We start from the raw sequence: 11,514 nt of genomic DNA, 5'->3' as shown, positions 1-11,514 counted from the left end.
GGGGGCTCCGTAACGGTGCCCCCGCACCGTCCGGCGCGGCACCCGGCCCCGCCCGCCACCGGTGCGGGGCCGGACGCCGCCCCGGTCGAGACGACCACCCGGCTGCGGCCCATGCGCGTGCCCGCGTACGCGCCGCCGGAGACGCCGGTCGAGACGACCACCCGGCTGCGGCCGATACGGGAGCGGCGGCGGGGGAGGACCCTGGCCGTCGGCGCCTGCGTCGTGCTGGGGATCGGGCTGATCGGCGGGGCGCTCGCCGGGGTGTGGCTCGCCGCGTCCGGCGACGGGAAGCCCGCCGAACCCCCGGGGTACGCCGTCGCCAAGGAGCTCTGGCACAACGCGCCGGTCGACACCCTCTTCCCCCGCACCCTCACCGCCCCGCAGGCCGGCCCCGGCCCCTCCGCCCGCACCTGGACCCGCGTCGTCGTCGCCCCGGACGCCCCCTGCGCCGCCGCCTCCGTCGCCCCGAAGCTGCTCGCCGCCCTGCGCCCGCTCGGCTGCGAGCGGGTGCTGCGCGCCACGTACACCGACGCCACCGCCAGCAGCGTCCTCACCGTGGGACTCGTCTTCACCCGCGCCGACGTCACCGCCCAGCGGGCCCTGGACGGCCGCCGGCTCGCCACCCGCCTCGGCCAGGACGTCCCGCCCGCGCTGCCCGGCCCCGGAACCGTCGCCGCCGGCTTCGGCCCGGCGCAGCGCGCCGGCTGGTGGGTGGCCGCCCCCACCGACCTGCCCGTCGTCGTCACCGCCGTCTCCGGCTTCGCCGACGGCCGTGCCGTCGACCGCGCCGTCCCCGCCGACCAGGCGATGAAGAAGGACCGCGCGGACGCCGTCGCCCAGTCCGGGCTCGGCCACGAGGCCCTCGGCATCGCCGAACGGCTGGAGAAGCAGCTCCGCACCACCGCCCTGAACGCGGCGAAGGAAGAGGAACAGCGGTGACCCGCCCCCCTGCCCGCGGCCGCGCCCGCGCCGCCGCCCCCGCCGCCGTCCTGCTCGCCGCCGCCTTCTCCGTGCTCCCGGCCGCCGCGCCCGCCCACGCCGACGCCATCCGCGACCGCCAGTGGGGCCTCGACACCCTGCGCACGGAGGAGGCGTGGCGCACCACCAAGGGCGAGGGCGTCACGGTCGCCGTCCTCGACACCGGGGTCGACGCCGGCCACCCGGACCTCTCCGGTTCCGTCCTGCCCGGCCGCGACCTCATCGGCTTCGGCGCCGCCGAGGGCGACGAGCACTGGGCCCGCCACGGCACCGCGATGGCCGGCATCATCGCCGGGCACGGCCACGGCTGGGCCGACGACAGCGGGGTCCTCGGCATCGCCCCCGGCGTCCGGATCCTGCCCGTGCGGGTCATCCTCGAAGGCAAGGACAAGGCCCGCGAGCGGGCCCGCAAGACCCGCGGCACCGCCCTCGCCGAGGGCATCCGCTGGGCGGCCGACCACGGCGCCGACGTCATCAACCTCTCCCTCGGCGACGACTCGAAGTCCGCCCACCCCGACCCCGGCGAGGACGCCGCCGTCCAGTACGCGCTCGGCAAGGGCGTCTCCGTCGTCGCCTCCGCCGGGAACGGCGGCGAGAAGGGCGACCACATCTCCTACCCGGCCGCCTACCCCGGCGTCATCGCCGTCACCGCCGTCGACCGCTACGGCACCCGCGCCTCCTTCTCCACCCGCCGCTGGTACGCCACGGTCAGCGCCCCCGGCGTCGACATCGTCATCGCCGACCCCGACCGCAAGTACTACGAGGGCTGGGGCACCAGCGCCGCCGCCGCGTTCGTCTCCGGCGCCGTCGCCCTCGTCCGCTCCGCCCACCCCGACCTGACCCCCGCCCAGGTCAAGAAGCTGCTCGTCGACACCGCCCGCGACCGGCCCCGGGGCGGCCGCAGCGACGACAAGGGCTACGGCACCGTCGACCCGGCCGCCGCCATCGAGGCCGGGAAGGCGCTGAAGCCCGGCGACCCGAAGAACGCCACCGCCGGCCACCGCGGCCAGTACTTCGGCCCCGGCCCGCAGCCGGCCCCCGAGGAGAGCGGCGCCCCCGGCCTCCTCGCCCCCCTCGCCGGCGGCCTCGGCGCGCTCCTGCTGCTGACCGCCGTCGTCCTCCACCGGGCCGGACGCACCCGCTGACGGCCCGGCGGCCGGAGCCCCGGGCCCGGCCCGTTAGGCTCGGGGCGTGGAGCTCAAGAACATCCCCGACCCCGGTTTCTCCGACGACGACGGCACCGCCGACCCGGCGCTCGCCGCGGCCCTCGCGGCCTGGGCGGAGGACAGAACGGCCCACGGCCCCGTCCTGGAGGCCCTGCGCGGCGCCCGGCTCCTCGTCCCCGTCGTCGCCGTCCTCGGCGAGGTGGAGACCGACCCGGAGACGGGGCTGAAGCGGGAGAAGACCAGCGACATGGCGGTGCCGACGCTGACCGCGGGCGACCGGCGCGGCCTGCCCGCCTTCACCTCGACCGCCTCGCTCGCGCTGTGGGACCCGGCCGCCCGGCCCGTCGCCGTCCCGCTCCGGCAGGCGCTCGCCGCGCTCGTCCACGAGAAGGCCGACACCCTGGTCCTCGACATGGCGGGACCGGTGCCCTACCAGGTGACGGGCTCCGCGCTGCTGGCCCTCGCCGAGGGCCGCGCCGGCACCGACCCGCTGGACGACCCGGCCGTCCGGGACGCGGTCCGCGCCGCCCTCGCCGCCGACCCCGCCGTCCTCCGCGCCCACCTGGGCCCCGGCACCGCCGACGGCACCCTCGCCCTGGTCCTCGACGGGGACGCGGCCCCCGCCGAGGCCGCCCAGCGCGTGGCCCGCGCCCTGGCGGCCGACGAAACACTGAGGGCCCGCCTGGTGCGGGGCCTCGACCTGGCACTCCTGCCGGCCTCGGCCACCCCTCCGGGCGAGCCCTTCTACGTACGCGACTGACCGGCGCCGCGCACGGCGCCGGCCTCCGGTCCGGTGGCCGCGGCGCTCCGGGAACGACCCCGGGTCCCCGCGGCCCCTCGGGCCGGGTCCCGGCTCCTAGCCGAAGACCCGCCCCGTGTACTTCTCGCCCGGACCCTGGCCCGGCTCGTCCGGGACGAGGGACGCCTCGCGGAAGGCGAGCTGGAGGGACTTCAGGCCGTCCCGCAGCGGGGCGGCGTGGAAGGACGAGATCTCCGTGGTGCTCGCGTCGAGGAGGCCCGCGAGCGCGTGGATGAGCTTGCGCGCCTCGTCGAGGTCCTTGTGCGCGTCGCCCTCCTCGGTGAGGCCGAGCTTGACCGCGGCGGCGCTCATCAGGTTGACGGCGACGGTCACGATCACCTCGACCGCCGGGACCTCGGCGATGTCGCGGGCCATGGCCTCGAAGTCGGGATTGTCGCCGGAGGCGTCGGGGGCGGTCGTGGACTCGTTCTGGGGGGTCTCGCTCATGCCCCACACGATAAGCGGGCGGGCGGTTCGCGCCGACCGCCGGGTCCTGCTAACCTTGTGTAACGACCGGCCGGACACCTGTGTGCCCGGCCCACAAGTGGAGGCTCCGATCTCCCACCTGACCACCCTCACGGGTGGCGGGTCACCGGTCAGGTGGCGCCCATCGTTCCGTACGGACGATGGAGCCGCCCGATGTGCGCCCCGCGGTAGACCGTGGTGGTGCTCCGGTTTTCCGTGGAGCCCCGCCTGTGTTCCGTCCGGGGCATTTTTCATGTGCCGGCTCGGTTGGTCTCAGAACCAGATGTTGCGCGTCCGTCCGCCAGGCGGTCGTGTGGTGCTACCGAGGAGGATCCATCAGCGCCGAGCCCCGCATCAACGACAGGATTCGCGTTCCCGAGGTGCGACTTGTCGGACCCAGCGGCGAGCAGGTCGGGATTGTTCCGCTTGCCAAGGCCCTGGAGCTCGCACAGGAGTACGACCTCGACCTGGTCGAGGTGGCGGCGACCGCCCGCCCGCCCGTGTGCAAGCTCATGGACTACGGGAAGTTCAAGTACGAGTCGGCCATGAAGGCCCGTGAGGCGCGCAAGAACCAGGCGCACACGGTCATCAAGGAGATGAAGCTCCGGCCGAAGATCGACCCGCACGACTATGACACCAAGAAGGGTCACGTCGTCCGGTTCCTCAAGCAGGGCGACAAGGTCAAGATCACGATCATGTTCCGTGGTCGTGAGCAGTCCCGCCCCGAGCTTGGCTTCCGGCTCCTTCAGCGGCTGGCGGCGGACGTCGAGGAGCTTGGCTTCATCGAGTCCAACCCGAAGCAGGACGGCCGGAACATGATCATGGTTCTCGGTCCGCACAAGAAGAAGACCGAGGCCATGGCCGAGGCCCGCGAGGCCCAGGCCGCGCGCAAGGCCGAGCGCCAGGGCATCACCGCCGACGAGGCCCCCGCGGCTCCGGTCGAGGAAGCCCCGGTCGCCGAGGCCGAGGCCCCGGCCGACACCACCGAGGCGTGATCCGACGGGCTGCCATCCAGGCAGCCCCAGGCCCCGCCCGGAACCACCAAACGAAGAACTGACGCTCCCTGATGTCCGGTGCTCGCACCGGGGGAGCGCCACTGACGAGGAGATACGGCGCGATGCCGAAGAACAAGACGCACTCCGGTGCCAAGAAGCGCTTCAAGGTCACCGGCTCCGGCAAGATCCTGCGCGAGCGCGCCGGTAAGCGCCACCTGCTCGAGCACAAGTCGTCCAAGCTGACGCGTCGCCTCACCGGCAACGCGGAGATGGCCCCGGGTGACGCCGCCAAGATCAAGAAGATGCTGGGCATCTGAGCTTGATCTCCCGCCCTCGGCGACGAGGGCATCCGGCCAAGACCGGGTTCCATCCGTTTTTCGGGTCGTGTGAGGACCACCACGACCCCGCTGCAAGGAGTTAAAAGTGGCACGCGTCAAGCGGGCAGTCAACGCCCACAAGAAGCGCCGGGCGATCCTCGAGGCGGCCTCCGGCTACCGCGGTCAGCGTTCGCGCCTGTACCGCAAGGCCAAGGAGCAGGTCACCCACTCGCTGGTCTACAACTACAACGACCGCAAGAAGCGCAAGGGCGACTTCCGTCAGCTGTGGATCCAGCGCATCAACGCCGCTGCCCGCCAGAACGGCATGACGTACAACCGCCTCATCCAGGGTCTGAAGGCCGCCAACATCGAGGTGGACCGCAAGATCCTCGCCGAGCTGGCCGTCAACGACAGCAACGCGTTCGCCGCGCTGGTCGAGGTCGCGCAGAAGGCCCTCCCGGCCGACGTCAACGCCCCGAAGGCCGCCGCCTGATCTTCCAGGCCGCAGTGCTTCAGCCCGGACCCGCAGGCCTCGCGCCTGCGGGTCCGGCGCGTTGACCGCCCCGTACGGAATCCGACGAGACAGAGAGCCCCAGGCACATGTCCACCCCCGAGCTGATCTCCCCGCGTTCCCCGCGCGTCGTCGCCGCCCGACGGCTCGCCAAGCGCAACTTCCGGGGCAAGGACCGCCTCTTCCTCGCCGAGGGCCCCCAGGCCGTCCGCGAGGCCGTCGCCCACCGGGGCCCCGACGGCGCCCCCACCCTCGTCGAGCTCTTCACCACCGTCGAGGCCGCCGAGCGGTACGCGCCCATCGTCGAGGCCGCCCGTGCCGCCGGCGCCCGCGTCCACCACGCCTCCGACGCCGTCCTCGCCGAGGTCTCCCAGACCGTCACCCCGCAGGGCCTCGTCGGCGTCTGCCGCTTCCTCGACTCGCCCTTCGAGCGGATCCTCGCCGCGAAGCCGAAGCTGGTCGCCGTCCTCGCGCACGTCCGCGACCCCGGGAACGCCGGCACCGTGCTCCGCTGCGCCGACGCCGCCGGCGCCGACGCGGTGATCCTCACCGACGCCTCGGTCGACCTGTACAACCCCAAGTCGGTCCGCGCCTCCGTCGGCTCCCTCTTCCACCTCCCGGTCGCCGTCGGCGTCCCCGTCGAGCAGGCCGTCGCCGGGCTCCAGGGCGCGGGCGTCCGCATCCTCGCCGCCGACGGAGCCGGCCAGGACGACCTCGACGACGAGCTGGACGCCGGCACCATGGGCGGCCCCACCGCCTGGATCTTCGGCAACGAGGCGTGGGGGCTCCCCGAGGAGACCCGGGCCCTCGCCGACGCCGTCGTCCGCGTCCCCATCCACGGCAAGGCCGAGAGCCTCAACCTCGCCACCGCCGCCGCGGTCTGCCTGTACGCCTCCGCCCGCGCCCAGCGCCCCCGCCCCACCGCCTGACCCGCCCCGCGGCCGTACCGACCGTCGCGATCCGGCCACCCGGTGTGCCCTTCCGACTCCCGCCGGTCACCCTCGCCCAGTAGAGTGACGCACTCGGGGGCCCACTGCGGTACACGGAGGGGTGGGAGACGGGGATGACGGCCGGCACGGACAGTCCCGCACGGACCGCACGACACGGCGACGGGACGCGCGCGCCCGAGCCCTGGCCCGCGATCGACCCCGACGACCTGCCCGACGGTCTCGTCGTCGCCGACGAGCGGGGCCGCGTCGTCTGCTTCAACGCCGCCGCCAGCCGCATCACCGCCGTCCCCGGCGCCGAGGCGCTCGGCCGCCCGCTCGACCAGGCCCTGCCCCTGGAGGACCTCAAGGGGCACCGCTGGTGGAGCCTCACCGACCCGTACGGCGGCCTCGCCACCCGGCGCGGCCAGCCCGAGCGCAACCTGCTGCTGCCCGGCGGGCGCGAGGTCCTGGTCTCCGCCCGGTACGTCCGCGAGCACCCCACCGGACCCGTCCGCAGGGTCGTCGTCTCGCTGCGCGGCACCGAGGCCCGGCGCCGCTCCGAGCGCAGCCACGCCGAGCTCATCGCCACCGTCGCCCACGAGCTGCGCTCCCCGCTCACCTCCGTCAAGGGATTCACCGCCACCCTCCTCAGCAAGTGGGAGCGGTTCACCGACGAGCAGAAGCGGCTCATGCTGGAGACCGTCGACGCCGACGCCGGCCGCATCAAGCGGCTCATCGCCGAACTCCTCGACATCTCCCGGATCGACTCCGGCCGCCTGGAGGTGCGCCGCCAGCCCGTCGACATCACCGCCGCCATCGGCCGGCACATCCAGGTGCACACAACCGGCGGCCAGGCCCCCGACCGCTTCTTCGTCCGGACCCGGACCGGACTGCCCGCTCTCTGGGCCGACCCCGACAAGATCGACCAGATCCTCGGCAACCTCCTGGAAAACGCGGTGCGCCACGGCGCCGGAACCGTCACCATCGAGGTGGCGCCCCGCACCGCGGGCGACGACGGCACCGGCGAGGAGGGGACGGAGGTCACCGTGAGCGACGAGGGCCCGGGCATCCCCGAGGAGTCCATGAACCGCGTCTTCACCCGCTTCTGGCGCGGCAGCAAGCGCGGCGGCACCGGACTCGGCCTCTACATCGTCAAGGGCCTCGTCGAGGCCCACGGCGGCACCATCACCGTCGGACGCGGCCCGCGCGGCGGCGCCGAGTTCCGATTTATCCTGCCCGTCGGCGCCCCGGCCCATCTCGTCTGACGTCTCACCCACCGAGACCCGACGGGATCCAGAGCCACCGGGGCCCCCACGGGCTCATCCGCGTGTCCCCACCCCGTTAGACTCGACCTTTGGCACGTTTGCGCCCTTGTCGTCTGTCGTCGAACCGGGGTCGCCCCAGCCACGCCCAACGGAAGCACGGGAAGAGATGTCGGCACCCAATAAGTCGTACGACCCGGTCGAGGTCGAAGCCTTGAAACCGGAAGAGATCGAGCGCATGCGGGACGAGGCGCTCGCCGCCTTCGCGGCCGCCGGCGACCTCGACGCGCTCGCGCACGCCAAGACCGCGCACACCGGCGGCACCTCGCCGCTCGCCCTCGCCAACCGCGAGATCGGCGCGCTGCCCCCGCAGGCCAAGGCCGCGGCGGGCAAGCTCGTCGGCCAGGCCCGCGGCGTCGTCTCCAAGGCGCTCGCCACCCGCCAGGCCGAGCTGGAGGACGAGCGCGACGCGCGCGTCCTCGTCGAGGAGGCCGTCGACGTCACCCTGCCGTACGACCGCGTCCCGGCCGGCGCCCGCCACCCGCTGACCACCCTGATGGAGCGCGTCGCCGACGTCTTCGTCTCGATGGGCTACGAGGTCGCCGAGGGCCCCGAGGTCGAGGCCGAGTGGTTCAACTTCGACGCCCTGAACTTCGTGCCGGACCACCCGGCGCGGCAGATGCAGGACACCTTCTTCGTCCAGGGTCCGGAGGGCACCACGGGCGACGAGTCCGGTGTTGTGCTCCGCACCCACACCTCGCCGGTCCAGGCCCGCACCCTCATCGACCGGGAGCCCCCGGTCTACGTGGTGTGCCCCGGCCGCGTCTACCGCACCGACGAGCTCGACGCCACGCACACCCCGGTCTTCCACCAGATCGAGCTGCTCGCCGTCGACGAGGGCCTCACCATGGCCGACCTGAAGGGCACCCTCGACCACATGGTCCAGGCGCTCTTCGGCGCGGACATGAAGACCCGGCTCCGTCCGAACTTCTTCCCGTTCACCGAGCCGTCCGCCGAGATGGACATGCTCTGCTACGTCTGCCGCGGCGAGTCCGTCGGCAACCCCGACCGCCCCTGTCGCACCTGCGGCAGCGAGGGCTGGATCGAGCTCGGCGGCTGCGGCATGGTCAACCCGAAGGTGCTCATCGCCTGCGGCGTGGACCCGGAGAAGTACAGCGGCTTCGCCTTCGGCTTCGGCATCGAGCGGATGCTGATGTTCCGGCACAACGTGGAAGACATGCGAGACATGGTCGAGGGTGACGTCCGGTTCACCCGGCCGTTCGGGATGGAGATCTGATGCGGGTCCCGCTTTCTTGGCTGCGGGAGTACGTCGACCTGCCGGCGACGGAGACCGGCCGCGACGTCCAGGCCAAGCTCATTTCGGCCGGCCTCGAGGTCGAGGCCGTCGAGAAGCTCGGTGCCGGCCTGACCGGCCCGCTGGTGGTCGGCAAGGTCCTCACCATCGAGGAGCTGACGGAGTTCAAGAAGCCCATCCGCTTCTGCACCGTCGACGTCGGCCGGGCCAACGGCACCGGCGAGCCCCAGGAGATCATCTGCGGCGCCCGGAACTTCGCCGTCGGCGACAAGGTCGTCGTGGCCCTGCCCGGCGCAGTCCTCCCCGGTGACTTCCGGATCGCCGAGCGCAAGACGTACGGCAAGGTCTCGCGCGGCATGATCTGCTCCAGCGAGGAGCTGGGCATGGGCGAGGACCCGAACCACGGGATCATCATCCTGCCGCCGGAGCACGAGATCGGCATCGACGCCACCGTCCTCCTGGAGCTGTTCGACGAGGTCCTCGACATCGCCGTCACCCCGGACCGCGGCTACTGCCTCTCGATGCGCGGCGTGGCCCGCGAGGCCGCCATCGCGTACGGGCTGCCGCTGCGCGACCCGGCGCTCCTCGACGTGCCCGCGCCGAACTCGTACGGCTACCCGGTCCAGGTCGCCGACCCGGTCGGCTGCGACCGCTTCACGGCCCGCACGGTCGTCGGCCTCGCCCCCGAGGCGCGGTCGCCGATCTGGCTCCAGCGCCGCCTCCAGAAGGCGGGCATGCGCCCGATCTCGCTCGCCGTCGACATCACCAACTACGTGATGCTGGAGCTGGGTCAGCCGCTGCACGCCTACGACCGCACCCGGATCGACGGCCCCATCGGGGTCCGCCGCGCCGAGGCCGGCGAGAAGATCACCACGCTCGACGGCACGGTCCGCGTCCTCGACGCCGCCGACCTCGTCATCACCGACAACCGCGGCCCCATCGGCATCGCGGGCGTCATGGGCGGCGCCGACACCGAGATCGCCGACCCGGTGACCGACGCCGAGACCGGCGCCGTCACCGGCTCCAGCGAGGTCGTCATCGAGGCCGCGCACTTCGACGCGATCTCGATCGCCCGCACGGCCCGCCGCCACAAGCTGTCCTCCGAGGCGTCCAAGCGCTTCGAGCGCGGCGTCGACCCGCAGGCGGCGGCCGCCGCGGCGCAGCGCTGCGTCGACCTGCTGGTGCTGCTCGCGGGCGGCACCGCCGAGGCCGGCGTCACCGAGATCGCCGCCCCGTCCGCGCCCCGCACGGTCACCATGCCGGCGAACCACCCCGACAAGGTCGCGGGTGTGGCGTACGGCCGCGAGACCGTCGTCCGCCGCCTCCAGGAGGTCGGCTGCGACGTCTACGGCCAGGACGAGCTCATCGTCACGGTGCCCTCGTGGCGCCCCGACCTGGGCGAGCCGAACGACCTCGCCGAGGAGGTCATCCGGCTGGAGGGCTACGAGAACCTGCCCTCCACGCTGCCGAAGCCCCCGGCCGGCCGCGGCCTCACCGAGCGCCAGCGCGTCCACCGCCGGGTCGGCCGCGCGCTGGCCGGCGCCGGCTACGTCGAGGCGCTGAACTACCCCTTCATGGGGCAGCAGGTCCTCGACCAGCTCGGCCTCGACGCGGACGACGCCCGCCGCCGGGTCGTCACCCTCGTCAACCCGCTCTCCGACGAGGAGCCCGCGCTCCGCACCACGCTGCTCCCCGGCCTGCTCGGGGCGCTGCGCCGGAACGACAGCCGGGGCAGCCACGACCTGGCCCTCTTCGAGACGGGTCTGGTCTTCCGTCCGGAGGGCGAGGCGAAGGTCGCCGTCCGCCTCCCGGTGGACCGCCGTCCCACCGACGAGGAGATCGCCGGGGTCAACGCCGCGCTGCCCGCGCAGCCGCGCCGCGCCGCCGTCGTCCTCGCCGGCGCCCGCGAGCAGTCCGGCTGGTGGGGCAAGGGCCGTCCGGCCGACTGGGCCGACGCGATCGAGGCCGCCCGCACCATCGCCACCGAGGCCGGCGCGGAGCTGCTGATCGACGCCGACCAGCACGCGCCGTTCCACCCGGGCCGCTGCGCCGCCTTCCACGTGGTGATCGACGGGGTCAAGACCCTCGCCGGCCACGGCGGCGAGCTCCACCCGCGCGTCGTCAAGGCGCTGGGCCTGCCGGCCCGCTCCTGCGCGATGGAGCTGGACCTGGACGTCCTGGAGAAGGCGAGCGAGGGACCGGTCAAGGCCCCGCGCATCTCCGCCTTCCCGGTCGCCACCCAGGACGTCGCCCTGGTCGTCGACCAGGACGTGCCGTCCGCCGCGGTCGAGTACTACCTGGCCGGCGGTGCGGGCGAACTCCTGGAGTCCATCCGGCTGTTCGACGTCTACACCGGCGACCAGGTCGGCGAGGGCAAGAAGTCCCTGGCGTACGCGCTGAAGTTCCGCGCCGCGGACCGCACCCTCACCGTGGAGGAGGCCACCGCCGCCCGCGACGCCGCGGTCGCGCTGGCCGCCGAGCACACGGGCGCCGTCCTGCGCGGCGCCTGACCCCGGCGGAAAAACGCCGCGAAGGGCCGTCCCGGGACCCGTTCCCGGGGCGGCCCTTCGCCGTGCTCCGGCCCGGCGGGCTCGTACACGCCGCCGACGGTCGGGACCGTGTGCCCGTGGCGCGGGTCTGGCGCGGGGCGGCGCGCCGGGGGTGCTCACTCCTTCGGGTGAGATCCCAGGTGGGTGTTCCCCCGCGGCCGCACGGTCGGCAGAATCGACGCGGCCACAGGGGCGGGCCTGTGTGCCGCAGGGCCTTCGGGCGCTGTC

At 73.9% G+C, this 11,514-nt stretch carries 11 protein-coding genes; 10 read left to right on the top strand and 1 reads right to left on the bottom strand.

Annotation, left to right across the window (positions count from 1 at the left end; all coding sequences use genetic code 11):
* Nucleotides 1–111: 111 nt before the first annotated feature.
* The 3 genes from IE321_RS29185 to IE321_RS29175 are packed head-to-tail and all read left to right on the top strand — an operon-like array spanning nucleotide 112 to nucleotide 2,904.
* Complete coding sequence (locus IE321_RS29185; RefSeq protein WP_190225122.1) at nucleotides 112–939, top strand: hypothetical protein; 828 nt, start codon at nucleotides 112–114, stop codon at nucleotides 937–939.
* Nucleotides 936–2,123, top strand: coding sequence for a type VII secretion-associated serine protease mycosin (mycP, locus tag IE321_RS29180; RefSeq protein WP_190225119.1), 1,188 nt, complete (start codon nucleotides 936–938; stop codon nucleotides 2,121–2,123). The genes IE321_RS29185 and mycP overlap by 4 nt, the downstream gene beginning before the upstream one ends.
* A 46-nt stretch (nucleotides 2,124–2,169) precedes the next feature.
* Nucleotides 2,170–2,904: an SseB family protein gene (locus IE321_RS29175; protein WP_190225118.1), complete on the top strand. Its 735-nt coding sequence runs from the start codon at nucleotides 2,170–2,172 to the stop codon at nucleotides 2,902–2,904.
* A gap of 96 nt (nucleotides 2,905–3,000) precedes the next feature.
* On the opposite strand, the gene IE321_RS29170 is transcribed toward IE321_RS29175, so the two are convergent.
* Entirely contained in the window at nucleotides 3,001–3,390 is a 390-nt protein-coding gene (locus IE321_RS29170; protein ID WP_043228104.1) for a DUF1844 domain-containing protein, read from the bottom strand.
* Nucleotides 3,391–3,719: 329 nt separating this feature from the next.
* Here IE321_RS29170 and infC point away from each other — a divergent pair, with 329 nt between their 5' ends.
* The 7 genes from infC (at nucleotide 3,720) to pheT (ending at nucleotide 11,247) form a co-directional block, all read left to right on the top strand.
* Nucleotides 3,720–4,403: a translation initiation factor IF-3 gene (gene infC / locus IE321_RS29165; protein WP_078955289.1), complete on the top strand. Its 684-nt coding sequence runs from the start codon at nucleotides 3,720–3,722 to the stop codon at nucleotides 4,401–4,403.
* 122 nt (nucleotides 4,404–4,525) lie between these two features.
* The gene (rpmI, locus tag IE321_RS29160) at nucleotides 4,526–4,720 is read left to right on the top strand and encodes a 50S ribosomal protein L35 (RefSeq protein WP_015032399.1); all 195 of its coding nucleotides are present in this window, start codon (nucleotides 4,526–4,528) and stop codon (nucleotides 4,718–4,720) included.
* A 106-nt stretch (nucleotides 4,721–4,826) separates the two neighbouring features.
* On the top strand, nucleotides 4,827–5,213 hold the full coding sequence (gene rplT / locus IE321_RS29155) for a 50S ribosomal protein L20 (RefSeq protein ID WP_043227974.1): 387 nt from the start codon (nucleotides 4,827–4,829) through the stop codon (nucleotides 5,211–5,213).
* 107 nt (nucleotides 5,214–5,320) lie between these two features.
* Nucleotides 5,321–6,160 carry a TrmH family RNA methyltransferase gene (locus IE321_RS29150; RefSeq protein ID WP_043227975.1) on the top strand — a complete coding sequence of 280 codons (840 nt, stop codon included), beginning with the start codon at nucleotides 5,321–5,323 and terminating at the stop codon, nucleotides 6,158–6,160.
* 134 nt (nucleotides 6,161–6,294) lie between these two features.
* Nucleotides 6,295–7,425: a sensor histidine kinase gene (locus tag IE321_RS29145; RefSeq protein ID WP_043227976.1), complete on the top strand. Its 1,131-nt coding sequence runs from the start codon at nucleotides 6,295–6,297 to the stop codon at nucleotides 7,423–7,425.
* 166 nt (nucleotides 7,426–7,591) lie between these two features.
* A complete protein-coding gene (gene pheS / locus IE321_RS29140; protein ID WP_043227977.1) occupies nucleotides 7,592–8,719 on the top strand; it encodes a phenylalanine--tRNA ligase subunit alpha in 1,128 nt (375 codons plus the stop codon).
* Nucleotides 8,719–11,247 carry a phenylalanine--tRNA ligase subunit beta gene (gene pheT / locus IE321_RS29135; protein WP_043227978.1) on the top strand — a complete coding sequence of 843 codons (2,529 nt, stop codon included), beginning with the start codon at nucleotides 8,719–8,721 and terminating at the stop codon, nucleotides 11,245–11,247. Before pheS ends, pheT begins: the two co-directional genes overlap by 1 nt.
* The last annotated feature ends 267 nt before the right edge of the window (nucleotides 11,248–11,514 follow it).

It is taken from the genome of Streptomyces hydrogenans (genome assembly GCF_014656075.1).
GTDB classification, from domain to species: domain Bacteria; phylum Actinomycetota; class Actinomycetes; order Streptomycetales; family Streptomycetaceae; genus Streptomyces; species Streptomyces hydrogenans.
The sequence above is the reverse complement of the archived record's forward strand: the minus strand, read 5'-3'. Positions and strand labels throughout refer to the sequence as shown.